Annotated in this window: 10 protein-coding genes and 1 riboswitch; of the genes, 4 read left to right on the top strand and 6 right to left on the bottom strand. The window is 50.3% G+C overall.

The features are described from left to right. Nucleotides 1-212 precede the first annotated feature (212 nt). Nucleotides 213-1,247 carry a radical SAM protein gene (locus tag BUC02_RS13125; protein WP_083564597.1) on the bottom strand — a complete coding sequence of 345 codons (1,035 nt, stop codon included), beginning with the start codon at nucleotides 1,245-1,247 and terminating at the stop codon, nucleotides 213-215. A gap of 159 nt (nucleotides 1,248-1,406) precedes the next feature. On the opposite strand from BUC02_RS13125, the gene BUC02_RS13120 reads away from it, so the two are divergent. The 3 genes from BUC02_RS13120 (at nucleotide 1,407) to BUC02_RS13110 (ending at nucleotide 6,907) form a co-directional block, all read left to right on the top strand. Then, nucleotides 1,407-2,471: a branched-chain amino acid aminotransferase gene (locus tag BUC02_RS13120; protein ID WP_073323236.1), complete on the top strand. Its 1,065-nt coding sequence runs from the start codon at nucleotides 1,407-1,409 to the stop codon at nucleotides 2,469-2,471. 182 nt (nucleotides 2,472-2,653) lie between these two features. After that, nucleotides 2,654-4,771 (top strand): fibrobacter succinogenes major paralogous domain-containing protein, encoded by a 2,118-nt coding sequence (locus BUC02_RS13115; protein WP_175549870.1) that lies wholly within the window; start codon nucleotides 2,654-2,656, stop codon nucleotides 4,769-4,771. A 15-nt stretch (nucleotides 4,772-4,786) separates the two neighbouring features. After that, nucleotides 4,787-6,907 (top strand): FISUMP domain-containing protein, encoded by a 2,121-nt coding sequence (locus BUC02_RS13110; protein WP_073323232.1) that lies wholly within the window; start codon nucleotides 4,787-4,789, stop codon nucleotides 6,905-6,907. Between the two features lie 30 nt (nucleotides 6,908-6,937). On the opposite strand, the gene BUC02_RS13105 is transcribed toward BUC02_RS13110, so the two are convergent. From BUC02_RS13105 to nadA, 5 genes are all read right to left on the bottom strand, one after another. Next, on the bottom strand, nucleotides 6,938-9,079 hold the full coding sequence (locus BUC02_RS13105; protein WP_073323230.1) for an SF1B family DNA helicase RecD2: 2,142 nt from the start codon (nucleotides 9,077-9,079) through the stop codon (nucleotides 6,938-6,940). Beyond that, nucleotides 9,080-10,615 (bottom strand): carbon starvation CstA family protein, encoded by a 1,536-nt coding sequence (locus BUC02_RS13100; protein ID WP_073323228.1) that lies wholly within the window; start codon nucleotides 10,613-10,615, stop codon nucleotides 9,080-9,082. Nucleotides 10,616-10,660: 45 nt separating this feature from the next. Continuing rightward, on the bottom strand, nucleotides 10,661-11,800 hold the full coding sequence (locus tag BUC02_RS13095) for a DUF6588 family protein (protein WP_139261164.1): 1,140 nt from the start codon (nucleotides 11,798-11,800) through the stop codon (nucleotides 10,661-10,663). A 124-nt stretch (nucleotides 11,801-11,924) separates the two neighbouring features. Next, on the bottom strand, nucleotides 11,925-12,596 hold the full coding sequence (locus BUC02_RS13090) for a hypothetical protein (protein ID WP_073323224.1): 672 nt from the start codon (nucleotides 12,594-12,596) through the stop codon (nucleotides 11,925-11,927). A 24-nt stretch (nucleotides 12,597-12,620) separates the two neighbouring features. Then, a complete protein-coding gene (gene nadA, locus BUC02_RS13085) occupies nucleotides 12,621-13,637 on the bottom strand; it encodes a quinolinate synthase NadA (RefSeq protein ID WP_073323222.1) in 1,017 nt (338 codons plus the stop codon). 55 nt (nucleotides 13,638-13,692) lie between these two features. Continuing rightward, a riboswitch (cobalamin riboswitch) is annotated at nucleotides 13,693-13,886 on the top strand. Between the two features lie 3 nt (nucleotides 13,887-13,889). Here nadA and BUC02_RS13080 point away from each other — a divergent pair. Next, complete coding sequence (locus tag BUC02_RS13080; protein ID WP_073323220.1) at nucleotides 13,890-15,983, top strand: TonB-dependent receptor; 2,094 nt, start codon at nucleotides 13,890-13,892, stop codon at nucleotides 15,981-15,983. Nucleotides 15,984-16,010 lie beyond the last annotated feature (27 nt).

Raw genomic sequence — 16,010 nt, 5'->3', positions numbered from 1 at the left:
AAAATGGCGATAAAACGTCGAAAAAAAAGGATGGAAGGATAATATGTACTGCATTCTCGCTGCCCTGCTGATCAAGAGCTTCAAGAAGTACGCCAAGCGCGCTTAATTCGCCGCCTGGCTATTTTTTTTAGAATTCTCTCTCTGGTGATTACCGGTTAAGCTGAATAGGCTGATCGGTATTTTTTTATACCTTAATCGAGGTGGCTGTCGCCTTAATCAAAGTTAAGACTACGGCGGTAGGGGGTAAAACCGGCGTTTTTGATGAAATCTTCGGCTTGCTCGATGCTGGTGAGGCCGTGGTTCTGGAGCACGTTTTCTTCGATGACGATGCTGTTGATGTCGTCGGCGCCGCTATGTAGGCCGAGTTCGCCGAGCGAGAGTCCCATGCCAAGGAGCGAAACTTCGATGTGCGGGATGTTGTCGAGGTACAGGCGCGAAAGTGCCAGGAGCTTGAGGTATTCGTCGCCGCGCACGTGGCGGATCGGGAACTTGTCTGTCTGCGGCTGGAATGTCCAAACCACAAAACTCTTGAATCCGTGCGCGATGTCCTGAGTCTTGCGCACGTATTCCAGGTGCTCGATGATTTCTTCGGGCGTCTCGACGCTACCGAAGACGATGTTTGCGCTACCGGGGAGCCCCTTCTTGTGGCAGGCGGCGAGCGTGTCGCACCAGACTTGGGCGGGCAATTTTTTCGGGCTCAGGATTTGACGCATACGGTCGGAGAGAATCTCGGCGCCGGCACCCGGCACAGAACTCAGGCCCGCCTCTTTAAGAATATCTAGCAGCTCGTCGAGCGTGATTCCGTTGAATTCGGCGATGCGCACGAGCTCCACCGGCGAAAAACCGCGAACTTTCACGTCGAGTTCTTGCGTAAGCATTTTCAGAACATCGGTGTAGTATTCAAGCGGAATATCCTTGTTCACGCCACCTTGCAAAAAAATCTGGTCGGCTCCTTTGGCCTTCGCTTCGAGCGTTTTCTTTCGGATTTCGTCCAAACTAAGCACGTAGGCTTCGGGACTGTGCGCGGGCCTGCAAAAACTACAGAAACTGCATGTGATTTCGCAAACGTTCGTGTAGTTGATGATGCGGAAAGCCGTATAGCCCACCTTGTTGCCCGGATTGATTCGGTGGCGTACGGTGTTGGCGGCTTGGGCGACCTCGGTCCACGGGGCGTTCTTCAAAATGTCTAGCGCCTCGGCCGGTGTAAGTCGAATACCATTGACAGCTTTTTGCAAAAGGGAATTCATCGGTGAGTAAGATAGAAAAAAGTGGCCGTTCTTTTCTATGTACTTAATTGGGAGCATCGCCCCCTTTGTACGTCAAAAGGGCTTTTTTTTTGAAAGTTGCGAGCCAAAATCCCTGCGATAATTGTATTTTTCTTTCGGTACCGAATGATACCTTTAAAAATGCACAAATTGCAAAAAAAGGTGAATACTATGCAAGTTGATTTGAACACTGTCGATTGGAAGACGCTCCCCTTCGGTTATTATGACACCGATTACAATGTCCGCTGCTACTACCGCAATGGTCAGTGGGGCAAAATCGAACTGTCTTCTTCCAAGGACATTAGCATCCACATGGCCGCTACTTGCTTGCATTACGGCCAGGAAGGTTTTGAAGGCCTCAAGGCTTACACGGGCAAGGACGGCAAGGTCCGTATTTTCCGCGTCGACGAAAACGCCAAGCGCATGCAGAACACGGCTAACCGCGTACTCATGGCTGTGCCGCCTGTTGAATTGTTCCGCGAAATGGTCCACACCGTGGTGAAGGCCAACAAGCGCTTTGTTCCGCCGTATGGCTACGGTGCAACGCTCTATATTCGTCCGCTCCTCATCGGTATGAGCCCGGAAGTGGGTGTGAAGCCTGCCGACGAATACCTGCTCATGATGTTCGTGACTCCGGTGGGTCCGTACTTCAAGGACGGGTTCAAGCCGGTGGACATGATGATCAGCCGCAACTTCGACCGCGCCGCTCCGCAGGGTACGGGTACGGTGAAGGTCGGTGGTAACTACGCTGCCAGCTTGCTTTCCCTCGCCGAAGCCAAGAAGCTCGGCTACTCCAGCACCATCTACCTGGATGCGAAGGAAAAGAAGTACATCGACGAATGCGGTCCGGCAAACTTCTTCGGTATCAAGGGCAAGACCTACGTGACCCCGAAGTCCGAATCCATTCTTCCGTCGATTACGAACAAGAGCTTGCAGCAGCTGGCTGAACACCTCGGTTACACCGTGGAACGCCGCCAGGTTCCGTTCGAAGAACTCGCTGAATTCTCTGAAACCGCCGAATGTGGTACCGCCGCCGTGATTACCCCGATCAAGAAGATCGTGGATCCGGTTGCCGGCAAGGAATTCACCTACGGTGACGGCAAGAATCCGGGCCCGGTTTGCACGGAACTCTTCACGAAGTACACTGCCATCCAGTTCGGTGAAGCTCCCGACCCGTTTGGCTGGACTGAAGTGGTGGAACTGTAGTAGACAGTAGGAAGTAGACAGTAGACGGTAGGAAGTAGAATCTTAACGGAAACTGTCTTCAGAATTTGAAAATTTCCCGCGGAGAAGTCTGCGGGATTTTTTTTGTGATTGCGATAATTGCGTTTCTACATCAAATAATATATATTGGTAAATAATGCGCTTGGGCTATGAAGGGGCTGTCTATGGCTTGTATTAAATGGTTTGTTTTTCTAGGCTTTGTAGTCATGCTCGCCGCTTGTGGGGACGACAGTGATTTGGTCATTGAAACGTCTTTCGATGCGGCTGTTGAAGATGTCGAAGATTCTTCTAGCAGTAGTGGTAGGGTCGAGTCTTCGTCCAGTAGCGCGGTGTATTCGTCTGCCGAAGAAAATTCTTCAAGTAGTTCGGAATTTGCGGAGGAAGAAAAAGGCAGGACTATTTCCGGTGTTGCCCAGAAGGGGCCGTTCGTCGCCGGGTCCACTGTCAAACTTTACGAATTGGATGAAAAAACTTTGACTAAAACGGGAAAGTTTTTTTCTGGAGAAGTCGATTCAGTTGGTGATGGTGGGTTCAAGGTGTCGAATGTGGAATTGACGAGCCCGTATGCTCTTTTTGAGGTGACAGGCAAGTTCCGTAATGAGCTGGCAGGCAAGTTCCCTCATGAGGTGATAGGTGAAGAGTCTAGCGATGAAATCACCTTGCGTGCTCTAGCCAATCTTGATGGACGCGAAAAGGTGAATGTCAACTTGCTTACGCATATGACGTATGAACGTATTCTTTTCCTGTTCGGGAAGGGGATGGACTTTGCTGCTGCCAAGAAACAGGCCGAGTCCGAAGTTTCCAAAGCGTTTTATTTTGGTCGCGAATTTGAAAATTTTGAAGACATAAATATTTTTGGCGATAGCGAAGAAAGTGCTGCTTTGCTTGCTACTAGCGTTCTTGTTGGCCGTAACGAGAATTATTTGATTATGTTCCTGGACACTTTTGGGAATGATTTTAGGAAGGATGGTACATGGAATGACGAAACCACTAGATACAATGTTGGAACCAGGTTTGATTACGATGTGCAGATTGTAGAACGAATCCATAATAATATTATGGGTTGGGAAAGCGGTCCTGTTCCGAAATTTGGAAAGTATATAAAGAAGATGTTGTGTGGCTTTCGAGGTTGGAGCAAATGCAATGTAGAATGTAAAGATGAAGGTGCTTTTATTCGCACAGGCAACAATTCATGGGATGTTTGCCGAGGTGGCGCGTTTTTTCGTGCTGATTACTCAACTGTAGATACGTATGGATGGGCTGCAGGAACTGATGGGGAACTACAGAAAGGCGACTCGACGGGTCGTATATATAAGTATGACGAAGACTTAAAGGCGTGGATAATAGCGGATTATGTAAGCTATGACTATGTTACCCTTATGCTCAATGGATGTACGCATAAGCGTGAAGGCGAAATTGGCTTGAATCCCAGGGATAAAACCTATTATGTTTGCGCGTATTATATGGATTCTGAAGTAGGAATAGATGGATACGATTGGAAGAGAGCGCGGGAAATAGATTTCATTAAGCGAGATAATAAATGCGATAGTGAAGACTTTGGCCGGATTATTGCCGGAATAGATACCGTCACAAATAGATATTACTGTTCCGCGAATGGTTGGGTGGATTTTATGGCATGGAGTTTTGATGTGCCGAAGGAATACCGTTTTTATCCAGATATTGATTATGGATCCATGACAGACAAACGTGACGGCAAGACGTATAGGACTGTAAAGATTGGTAACCAGACCTGGATGGCAGAAAACTTGAATTATGCGGGTGACGGGATAGGGCATTGCTACGATGATGTCTCTGAAAACTGCGAAACGGGAGGGCGCCTTTATAAATGGGATGTGGCAAGGGATGTTTGTCCCGAAGGCTGGCATTTGCCATCAAAGAAAGAGTTCGAAACATTGTTCTCTGCTGTAAAACGAGTGTATGACAAATATGACAAGGCGCAATACAGCCTTGCCGATATGTTCAAGGCTACCAGCGGTTGGAAGAATGAATACACGAGCTGGACTCAAGGCCTAGATGTGGTCGGTTTTTCTGCGGTGCCTGCAGGTGGAAAGCATATTTATTCATACCGCATGCCTGAATACAACCTTGCTGGCAGTTTTGCGTTTTTCTTGACTTCAACTGAATACAATGAAAGATACGTGTACGTGATGCTGTTGGGAACGGATGAAGCCTCTGTAGTATACGATTATGAGGAAGGCGTTCCTCATTATGACTCCAAGGAATCGGAATTTTCTGTTCGTTGCCTCAAGGATGCGAAATAATCGACGGAGGTGATTATGGTTTATACAAAATGGCATGTCTTGTTAAGCATTGTTGTCTTGCTTGTTGCTTGCGGGAACGACGATTTGGTAGTGGAAACGTCTTTCGACTCGTCTGTAGAAGATATAGAAGAAATATCCTCCAGCAGCAGCGCTAAGGTAAAGTTGTCGTCTAGCAGCAAGGGTATTTCGTCTGCCAAAGAGAATGTCTCGAGTAGTTCGGCGCGCGAACCGGATTCTTCGGCGACAGACTCCGTGCCTGCAGCAGTCATCAAGGACAAGACAATTTACGGTGTAGCCCAGAAGGGACCGTTCCTCGCCGGAACCAAAGTCAAGATTTACGAACTGGATGCAAAAACCTTTGCCCAAACTGGAAAATATTTTGAAGGAAAAGTTCAGTCAGATAAAGACGGCTCGTTTGTTGTGCCAGGAGTGACCTTGTCGAGCCCTTATGTCCTTTTCGAAGTTTCGGGCAGTAATATTACCTTGAACGCACTCGCCGACCTGAGCGACCATGATACGGTGAATGTCAATGTGCTTACGCACTTGGAACAGGATCGCGTCTTTTATCTGCTCGAACAAGGACTCAAATTTTTTTCAGCTAAGATACTGGCCGAGGTGGATGTCTTAAGCGCGTTTTACATTATGGGCTCGTTTGCAAGTTTTGTAGACATGAGTATTGCCGGCGATAAGGGAAGTGCAGAGTTGCTCGCTGTTAGTGTACTCTCGCTATGCTATGGTGGCGAAAGCAAATTAGCGGAATTCTTGAAGGATTTTGCAGCTGACATCAAGGAAGACGGTAAATGGAATGACGAAATTGCCAAAGCAAAAATTGCGGATGAAGCGCAAAATAAATATTTTGAAGGAAAACTTGATGCAATCTACCAGGATATCTTGGGTTGGAAAATAGGTTCTCTTCCGAGTAGTCAAGACTATATAAAGCGTATAAATGATTTCTGGTCTAGAATTTATGACATTGGTTTTTGTCCTGCTTATCCTGCTTATAGTACAGACTCTGTGGCAAGGCATGTCAATAATAAGAATAGTTCAATTTATAACTCCGACATTTGCTTTTATTGCAAGATATCGGGGGCTTGGACTTGGCTCAGGGGGTCGTGTATAGATGGACCTGTAGATGAACCTAAACAAGAGGAAGTCCCTGCTTCTGGGTTTGATGGCCAGTTGCGTGAAGGTGACAGGGGTGATGTAGAAAAGTTCGACGAAATTCTTGGTCGCTGGGTGGACGCTAACGAAGAAGATCGTACACTTATGCTCGATGGCTGTACTTTTAAGCGCCATGGCGAAATTAGCAAAAGTCCTAAAGATGGAGCCTATTACTATTGCGATAGTTGCCCTGATGCTATTCTTTGGTATAATATTGGTGCGGCACCTGGCGAGCCCCCAAGTTGGCGGAAAGCGGTGGATGTAGATTTCGTTAGGCGCGATGAAAAATGCGAAGCTGGAAATGTTGGCCGGATCATTGAAAGGGCTGATAGCGTTACCGGGAGCTTTTACTGTACGGCGAATGGTTGGACTAATTTGAAGGACTGGAGCTATGATGTGCCGAAGGAATTCCGTTTTAATCCGGATATTGATTATGGAACTCTGACGGACGATCGTGACGGTAAAAAGTACAAGACCGTGAAAATCGGAGACCAGGTCTGGATGGCCGAAAATCTGAATTACGCCGGCCCTAATGATGATATTAGCCGTTGTTACGAAGATGCGCCTGTAACCTGTGAAGCTGGGGGACGATTGTACAGTTTGTCTGTGGCGGATACCGTTTGCCCCAGTGGTTGGCACTTGCCTAAAAAGGAAGAATTTGAAATTTTGCTTACGACCGTGGGTGGAATAGATAAAGCTAGCAATGAGCTCAGGTCTATCAGTGGTTGGACGAATGATTACAGCGGTTCAGATGCCTATGGATTTTCTGCGGTGCCTACTGGAGGAGCGTTAGTTGAATCGCATTATGGAGATTTTTTCAGTTACAGCGGCTATAGCGCGTTTTTCTTCTCTAGCGATGGATACGTCTTGTCCATTCAGCTATGGGGGAGGACGTCCTTTTCTGGCAAGGGAGGTGCTGTCAATGATCCTAATGAAGCCTTACTTCCTGTCCGTTGCCTCAAGGATGCGGAATAGCCGAACGGCGTAAAATGCCTCGCACCTCAATCATCCCAAGCGTTCTTTAAGGCGGGTGTAGCGGCGGGTGCTGCGGTTGTTGCGGACGGCCTGGTGGAAGGCGCCGGGGGCAGAAAGGATCCACACGTGGCCTTTCGCGCGGGTAATTGCCGTGTAGATTAAGTTGCGCTGCAACATCACGTAGTGGCTGGAGTCGAGAATCACGATGACGGCGGGGTATTCGCTGCCCTGGCTCTTGTGGATGGTGCAGGCGTAGGCGAGTTGCAGTTCGTCGAGTTCGTCGTCTTGGTAGGTGATGAGCTTGTCGTCGAAGAAGACGGCGATTTTCCGCTTTTCTTTGTAGATGCTGTAGACGATTCCGACGTCGCCGTTAAAGACGTTCTTGTCGTAGTTGTTCTTGATTTGCATGACGCGGTCGCCCACGCTCCAGCCGATGCCGACCATCTTGTGGCGCGGAACGCCCGGGTTCAAGAGGTCTTGTAGGAACGGGTTCAGCTCGATGATGCCGAGCGGACCTTTGCGCATGGGAACAAGAATCTGCAAGTCGGATTTAAGGTCGATGTCGATTTTGCTTTTGACGCCGGTGGCAATGAGTTGCTGTAAGTGGAGCTTGGCTTCTTCGGGCGTTTCGAACGGGACAAAGTGGAAGTTTGGGCCTTCGATGGGCGACGGCGTGATGCCCTGATTGATGCGGGCTGCCTTATCGGCGATGTCGTTGTCGCCGGATTGCCTAAAGATGTGCTGCAGGCGCACACTTGGAATGCGCGGACACTGCAGCAGATCGTTGAGCACGTTGCCCGGGCCCACGCTCGGGAGTTGGTCGGCATCGCCTACAAAGACGATGCGGGCCGTTTCGGGCACGGCGTCGAGGAGCGAGGCCGCAAGCCAGGTGTCAACCATACTGAATTCGTCGACAATCAGCAAGTTGCAGTCAAGCTTGTTGAATTCGTTCTTGTTGAATTTTTTGGTGACGGGGTCGACGTCGAGCAGGCGGTGAATGGTGTAGGCCTTTTCGCCGCAGCAGTCGCCCATGCGCTTGGCCGCGCGGCCTGTCGGGGCGGCGAGCAGAATGTTTTCGCCCATCTTGCGGGCAAGGTGTAGAATTCCCTTGAGAATCGTCGTCTTGCCAGTGCCTGGGCCGCCAGTAATGATGCAAATCTTGTGGGCAGTGGCGAGGCGAATCGCTTCGCGCTGCACCGGGTGAAAGCTGAATTTATGTTCGCGTTCCCAGTCGACGAGTTCTCGCTCGAAGCCGTAAGTCGGCAACTCGTTTTCGTTGAGTCTGCGCTTGATGATTTCGGCGATTTTCTGCTCCGCGTTATCGAGCGGCGGAAAGAAACAATCATCGCCGTGGCGCTTGATGCGACCCGCTTCGCAAATGCGCTTGAACTGATCCAATAGATTTTGAATCGCGTCGTCGTCGGTGACATCGATGCGCAAATTCTTGAGCGTGCGGCCGATTAAATCGTTGCTTGGCAAATAGCAGTGACCGTCCGAAAGTGAAGCCTCTTGCAGCGAGTAAAGGATTGCCTCTTGCAGGCGCATGGGGCTGTCTTTGGGGATGCCGACTTTCATTGCGATTTCGTCGGCTTTCAAGAATCCAATTCCCCAGATTTCTTCGCAGAGAATGTAGGGATTTTCGCGGATTTTACTGATGGTGTCCTGCCCGAATTTCATCCACAGCTTTTTTGCAACGCTGCCCGTGATCTCGTGATTGTACAGGAACAACAAGGTTTCGCGGCTGTGGCGGTTTTCTTGCCAACTCGCAAGGAACTGTTCAACCTTCGCGGCCGAAAGGCCCTTGATTTTCTTGGCTCGGAAACGGTCCGGTTCGTAGTCCAGAATATCGCGAAGTTCGTCGCCGAAAGTTTCGACGATGGCCTTAGCCGTCTTGGGGCCTATTCCTGGGAAAAGCCCGCTGCCAAGATAGGCTTCTAGATTATTGTTTTGCGTTTCGACGATTTCGAAATGCTTGGCCTGGAATTGCTCGCCGAATTTAGGGTGGCGTCCCCAGTCGCCTTCGAAACGCAGGTTTTCACCTACGGAAAGTTCAGGCAAGGTGCCCGTAACGACCACCACCTTCTTGGTACTGTTATCAATAAGCCGCAGCACGGTGAAGCCGTTCTGCGGACTATGAAAGGTAATGGACTTGACGGAACCTTCGAGAACCATTTATTGAGCTTTGGGGACCTTGCCTTCGTCCAGTTCGGGGTTCCAGCGGTCAGGATCGAAACCTTCCATCTTGGTGAGCGTCTTGCCCCTAGTGCAAAGCAGGAATCCGAGAATGACGGCGTCGTGCAGGGCAATCACAAGGGCGGTCTTGTAGTCGAGACCGAAGCCCAGCGGAGCACCCTTCAGGTTTTCGGGGCTCACCCAAAGAATATAGTCGCAAGTAATGAAGGTCATGAACATGCACGGAATGAGTGCAATCCAGAAGTTCTTCTTTTTGCTGCGCAGGTAAACCGTGGCCACGCAAAGGCTGCACACGGCCATGAGTTGGTTGCTCCAGCTGAAGTAATTCCACAGGATGTTGAATCCTTCGGGGTTCAGGTTGCTCCAGAAGATGATGATGGCGCAAATGGCGAACATAGGCACAGTAAGGAGCAGACGGTTGCGAATGGAGGTCTGTTCCATGCCGGTGAGTTCTGCAATCGTGAGGCGTAGGCTTCTAAGGCTAGTGTCGCCACTGGTGATAGCAAGGACAATCACGCCCACGACAACGAGAATCGAAATCGGAGCCCAGGGAATCACGGTAGAAACGAGGACGCTCAAGACCTTGACGCCCGAAGCGCCAGTCAGGAGTTCCGGCATCTGGTGGTAAATGAACATGCCGCCGGCGGCCCAGACCATGCCGATCAGGCCTTCGATAATCATCATGCCGTAGAAGGTCTGACGGCCTGTTCTTTCGGTGACTTCGGTGCGGGCGACAAGCGGGCTCTGCGTGCTGTGGAAACCGCTAATGATACCGCAAGCAATCGTCACGAAAAGCATCGGGATGATTGGCTGACCAGCCGGATGCTTGTGGAAGTTGCTCATGATGTCGCTAAAGCAGAATTCGTCGAGTACGTTCAGGTTCGGGACGATTCCCACGAAAATGGCGAGGGAGGCAAGAATCAGGAGTGCACCGAAAATTGGGTAGATACGTCCGATAATTTTATCGATGGGGAAGAAGGTGCTCGCAAAGTAGTAGACGAAAATGCAGGCGACCGCGACCCAGAACAAGGTGGGCGATACGGCAGAACCAGCAAGAATCGGGGTGTTGATAAGGGCTGCAGGCGTGTTGGTGAAGACGGCGCCTACCAAAATGAGGGCGACCGAGATAAGCGTCATCACGACCTTGGCCGGTCCCTTGCCCAGGAACTTGCGGGAAAGTGCCGGCACGTTGTAGCCGTTGTTGCGCATGCTGACCATGCCGCTAAAATAGTCGTGCACGGCGCCGCCAAGCACGTTGCCGATAGGCAGCAGAATGAACACGATGGCGCCGAACTTGATGCCAAGAATCACGCCAATCACAGGACCGATGCCTGCAATGTTCAAAAGCTGGATAAGGACGTTTTTCCAGTGCGCCATGGGAACGCGGTCAACGCCATCCGGGTTTTCGAGGGCGGGAGTCTTGCGGTCGTCGGGGCCGAAGACATGTTCAACGAATTTTCCGTAAGTAAAGTATCCGCCGATAAGAATCGCGATACCGATCAGGAATGTAATCATGTGATGCCTTCTTTGTTATAGTTAAAAGTAGACTGTAGGAAGTTTTTATTCTTCGTTAAAAGTATCTTCGGTAGAGGCCTCAGCAGAGTTTTCTTCTACTGCGGGGGCTTCGGGCGCCTCAACCGGTTCATCAGCCGGAGTTTCTTCTATGGTGGAGGCTTGTTCTACCGGGGCTTCGGTTTCGCTGGACTGCGTTTTCACGTTCCCGCCGCGGACATAACCCTTATCCTTGGCAATTTCGTCGGGAGTCTTGTCCTTGCCGAATTGCGACTTGAAGTAGAGCACGTTTGTCGTGAAGCTGGACTTGCCGGCGTAATCGTAGCCGAGAACCGGGTGGAACGAGTTGATTTGCAAGGCGATTGCAATGCCGAAACGGAATCCGTTGTTGCCCTTGACGGTAATGTCGGGGTAGATTTCGTTCTTTCTGAAGTTGGTGTAAGGGTCGATCTGGTAGAGTTCGCCATAAGACAGCATTTCGGCACTCTGGTAGCCAAGCGACATCATGACTTCGAAGAAGTTGACGGGCTTGTAACCGAAAACGAACGAGAAGTTGTGCGTAGAAACATCGAGGCCAAGCTTGCCATCGAATTCGTCGGGACGGTAGCCGATGGTACTGGAGTTGTAAGCATAAACAATACTCACGTCAAACGGTTGGGCGGCTTTCGGGAGCATGTACTGGAAGAAGTGTCCGAAGCTGTACTGGAATCCGATGCCGAACAGGCTGAATTTACGGAGGTCGCTGATGGAGGGCAGGTACATCATGCGGAGTACGGCTCTGAAGTGGTAGAAACTTGCGCCCATTTGCAGGTAGGGGTAGGTGAATACGCCGAGACCGTTCAGGGTCTTGATTCCGTAAATGGTGTCGGAAGGAGCTTCCGGGTTGCCGTGGTCGCCAAAGATAGTCGGCTTGCCATCGTAGCTCTTGTCGTCATCGCCAATGGGAATGATTGAAATCGGAAGGCCCGCTTCAAAAGTGAAACTCTGCGGTACGGAAGCGCTTGCATACCAGTTGCTGTTGAGCACGTTGCCCAGGTTGTCGATAATGGGCTTGACGTAACCGGAACGATTGCCGTATTGGCTGTCGAACGCGGACATGGATTCAAACTGAGTGGCCCAACCGCTATCGTCCATAGCGGTTGCTGCTGCGGCTCCCATAATAAGCGCTGCGAGAAATAGCTTTTTCATACGCCGCCAAAGATAGAAAAAAGCGAGTGCAGCGCAAGTTTAGCTTGCTAAAACTTGCATTGCCGAGCTACACTATCTTGCCCTTTAGGGCAAATTAGAAAAGGCGCCGCTTGGGCGCCCTGTGTTAAAATTGGTACTGCACCGAAACGCTGGCAAAAACGAATGACTGCCACAAATACGGGTCTAGATCATTGTTGTCGATTCTAGAACAATGCACGTTCTTGAACCAGTTTTCGTAAATCTTGATGGCCGGAACCATGGCCAGATTTTCGGTAATGTAATAGTGGATGTTTGCAATGAAGGCGACTGCAGAACCCATAAATTCAGAGTCGTAGACATCGCTCCCGAAGAAGGCGGAATTTTCGGATTTCACGCTGCTGTAAGAATAGCCTGCGCCAAGACCGATCTGGAAAAATTCCGGATAGAATAAGTTGTATGTAACTTCAAGTCCGGCACGCCAAATGCGCACGTCCTGCTGGTAGGAGTCTTCGGGAAACCCGATGATGTCTTGTTCCGATTTCCAATACTGGAATCCGAGTCCGAAGGTGAATGCTCCGAGGTTCACGCCCACCATGAAATCGGGTGCTGCAGTAAACGCGATTGAAGGCGGGTGAATGTCGCCCTTGACTCCGGCGGTATCTTTGCCGGAAAGGACGCGGTCGTTAAAGTCGCCCTTGGAAACCTGCGCGCCAAAGCCTGCGCTTACATAGTAGGTGCGCGGCCAGTAATAATCTTCGGCAAATGTGAATCCGGCACAAAGGCAAATAAGCAATGCAATAGCTTTCAGTTTTTTCATTTTTTAACCCCTAACCAATAACCCTTATTTGCTGGCATAGTAGAACATGGCGTCGATGCACTTCTTGGCGGCAACGCGGGTTGCTTCGTCAAGTTCTACGTGCTGAGCCTTTTCCGGATGACGCAAGGTTTCCAAAATGTTTTCGAGCGAGTTCGACTTCATGTACTTGCACATGCTGCAGCTGCCAATGAAGGTCTTGTTCGGAAATTCGTACTGCATGCGAGCGTTCAGGCCGCATTCGGTGAGCAGCAGGAACGGCGTACCTTCGGGCTGTTCCTTGATGTAGTTCACCATCTGGCCGGTGCTGCCCACGTAGTCGCTGAGGAGGGCGACGCCCGGGTGGCATTCGGGGTGGCTTACGACCTTGAGGCCCGGGTTCTGGCTCCTAAAGAAGTTGATGAGTTCGGAATCGTAGGTCTCGTGAACGTAGCAGCAGCCGCTGTGGAGCACGATTTCTTTCTTGATGCCGCGCTTCTGCATTTCGTCGATCAGGTTCTGGCCCATGAGACCATCGGGCACAAACACGATCTTGTCGTTTTCGAGGCTAGAGACAATCTTCATCACGTTGCTGCTGGTGACGCACACGTCGCAGTTCGCCTTCACGTCGGCAGTGGTGTTGATGTAGCACACGAAGGTGTGGTCGGGGTACTTTTCGCGGAGTGCCCTGACTTCGGCGCCGGTAATGGAGTCGGCGAGGCTGCAACCCGTGAGCGGGCCCGGAATCAGCACGTCCTTGGTCGGGTTCAAAATTTTGGCGGTTTCGCCCATAAAGCGCACGGCAGAGAACACGATTGTCTTCGCGCTTACCTTGGTGGCGTCCTGGCTCAGCTTGAAACTGTCGCCGTCATAGTCGGCCACGCCCAGAATGATTTCGGGGGCAACATAGCTGTGGGCGAGGATCACGGCGTCGCGTTCCTTTTTCAGCTCGTTGATTTCGTTGATGAGGGGGAGCATCTGTTCGCACTTTTCCATGGAATAGGTGCAAAGGACGGCGCCCGGCTGAATGGTGCTAAGACGTTTGTAGAGTTCTTCTGCTGTCATGGGCCTAAATATAGCAAATTGTAAAAATATTTCTATATTTGAAAGCGAAAAGTTTCCTGTGCCCTGAAAAGCCCATGCGGGAGCCCTACTGGGTGGCCCGCAAGGAGAGAATCCCGTGAGAGCCGGGAGCGGTCGCGCCGCTGTAAGGGAGGACGAAACCGGCATGAACCAATGTCGCTTGCGATGTGAAGGAGCCGGGAGTAGAGTGAGCCCCGAGCCAGAAGAACTGTGGGAAACGCTTTTTGAGGAACGATGCGAACGACGTCTTTCTTAAAGGCCGCACGAGCTGCGGTCCTTAGCTGCTCGCTTATTGGGGGTGGGCTTTGTGGCGCCTTTGCGGAACCTTCGGGCAATTCCCTGGAGGATGTTTCGGTTATTTCGGCAAAATCAGTCGCGGTCGATGAAAATTCTTCAACGCAAGATTTGGGCTTGAGCGAGGTTTCTGCTCCCTCGGTGAGTGGTGTTGCCGTTTCTGGTACGGACTATATGGAAATCCAGCCGTCCGCCTGGGAAGGCCGTGGCCTGTCTGCTGCAGAAATATTGTCGTCACTTTCAGGAATTCAGAGCTATACGCAAGGGGGCATGGGTAGCTTTCAGACGGTGAGCATCCGTGGCATTGCGGCAAGAAACATCTTGATTTGTATTGACGGAATGCCGCTCAATGACGCAAGCGGCGGTGCAGTAGACCTTGGAGCGATCGATCTCAATAATATCGAGAAAATCGAAGTCTATAAGGACCGGGTGCCCGCCAAGTTTGGGGGAGCCGGGATAGGCGGTGCCATTAACTTTATCACCAAAAATTCCGTTCGTGCGATGCGTAATCCTACAGGACGTGTTTTGGCGAGTTATGGCTCTCACCATTCATTCGAGGGGTCTGCACAGGTAATAGCCACAGTAAAAGATAGCGTGCAGTTCTCGGCGACAGCGTCGATGCGCCATAGCGATAATGATTATGAATTCAAGAATCGCAATGGCACTCTTTATAACGGCAATGACGATTTTAAGGACAAACGAAGAAATGCCCAGTTCACGGAATATTCAGGAAATGTGCAGTATCGAATGCTTCATGGTGGCGGCTATTTTTCGACGCTTTCGGGTAATGTAATCCATACGGAGGCCGGAAACCCCGGCACCGAGGATTTGCAGACAGTCGTTGCAAAATTTACGGGGGATATGGGCCAATTTGCGTACCGCCTAGAAACCCCGGAATATTTCAATCATCTGCTCGTAGAAACGGGTGTTACCGGGAAATTTGAAAAAAATATTTCGGCATCGTATTATCCGCTTGATAAAATTGGTTTTTTGTCGCAGAATTATAGGGAATTTGGACTTGCGGGGTACAGGTTGATTCCCGATGTTTCGGCAAATCTTGTTTTTGGACAGTTTGAAGCGTTTTTGAGGGTGTCGGGAAGTGCTGAATATTGGGAATCCCGCGGGACTTTGCAAGATTTCGAAGTGAACCGATATACGGGGAATCTTGCGGGCAATATAGAATATCGCTTTTTTGAATGGTTCAGTCTTTTTGCCGAAGGAAACATCCTTAAGTCTATAGATGACATTGGTGGCGGAAGGGTCCTGATGTCAACAGGAATGGCTCAGGTAAACGAGTCGACTGACCGCGATTTGAATATGGGCGGATTGGTTCAGGCGAAATTCGGAAAGCAGGATTCGTGGTTCGGAGCCAATGTTTCGGTTGGACGATTTTTTAGGCAACCCCAGCTGATGGAACTTTATGGAGTGTATGCGGGAATGCTTTCTAGTCCTTCGCTTAAAGACGAATCGGCTCTCAGGTTTTCGGCTGGGGTTTATTTGTCGACCCCTCAAAAGCGTTCTCTGTTGCGTGCAACCTATTTTGAAACGCATGCGGAAAACGGAATATATTGGGTTACGAGCGGAAACCTGATGAAAGCGTTCAATATTAATGAATCGTGCATTCGTGGTGTTGAACTTGAACTGGAAAGTCATCCAGTGAAAATGTTCCAGACCGTATTGCGGGCCACCTTCCAGGACCCGCGTGAAGAAGGAAAAAACATGGCCTATAAAGGAAACCTTTTGCCGGGAGAACCTGTTCGCAGCTATTTTGCCGAAGGTACGCTCTTTTTGCCGTTTGATTTGAGTGCAACGTTCCAGATGACGTATAGAACCCGGATTTTCAGTGACCGACTGAATTTTACAAGGCAGCCTCCGGTAACGCATTACCACGCATCACTTTCTTGGTTGCCGTGGGATAAGACTCGCCTAGTTTTTGCCGTCAACAATATATCGGACGAAACCTATCGGAACATTTATACCCCCTACCCGGCGCCGGGTAGGGAATACAAGTTCACAATCATACAGGGGTTCTAGCCCCCGCGCTAAAATAGCGTAAAGCCA

It is taken from the genome of Fibrobacter sp. UWOV1, assembly GCF_900142495.1.
Lineage (GTDB): Bacteria > Fibrobacterota > Fibrobacteria > Fibrobacterales > Fibrobacteraceae > Fibrobacter.
Note: the sequence above shows the minus strand (reverse complement) of the source record. Positions and strands in the feature narration are given on the sequence as shown.

Coding starts and splice junctions, on each gene's coding strand:
- BUC02_RS13125 (WP_083564597.1), bottom strand. CDS start 1,247: ATGAATTCCCTTTTGCAAAAAGCTGTCAATGGTATTCGACTTACACCG.
- BUC02_RS13120 (WP_073323236.1), top strand. CDS start 1,407: ATGCACAAATTGCAAAAAAAGGTGAATACTATGCAAGTTGATTTGAAC.
- BUC02_RS13115 (WP_175549870.1), top strand. CDS start 2,654: ATGGCTTGTATTAAATGGTTTGTTTTTCTAGGCTTTGTAGTCATGCTC.
- BUC02_RS13110 (WP_073323232.1), top strand. CDS start 4,787: ATGGTTTATACAAAATGGCATGTCTTGTTAAGCATTGTTGTCTTGCTT.
- BUC02_RS13105 (WP_073323230.1), bottom strand. CDS start 9,079: ATGGTTCTCGAAGGTTCCGTCAAGTCCATTACCTTTCATAGTCCGCAG.
- BUC02_RS13100 (WP_073323228.1), bottom strand. CDS start 10,615: ATGATTACATTCCTGATCGGTATCGCGATTCTTATCGGCGGATACTTT.
- BUC02_RS13095 (WP_139261164.1), bottom strand. CDS start 11,800: ATGAAAAAGCTATTTCTCGCAGCGCTTATTATGGGAGCCGCAGCAGCA.
- BUC02_RS13090 (WP_073323224.1), bottom strand. CDS start 12,596: ATGAAAAAACTGAAAGCTATTGCATTGCTTATTTGCCTTTGTGCCGGA.
- nadA (WP_073323222.1), bottom strand. CDS start 13,637: ATGACAGCAGAAGAACTCTACAAACGTCTTAGCACCATTCAGCCGGGC.
- BUC02_RS13080 (WP_073323220.1), top strand. CDS start 13,890: ATGCGAACGACGTCTTTCTTAAAGGCCGCACGAGCTGCGGTCCTTAGC.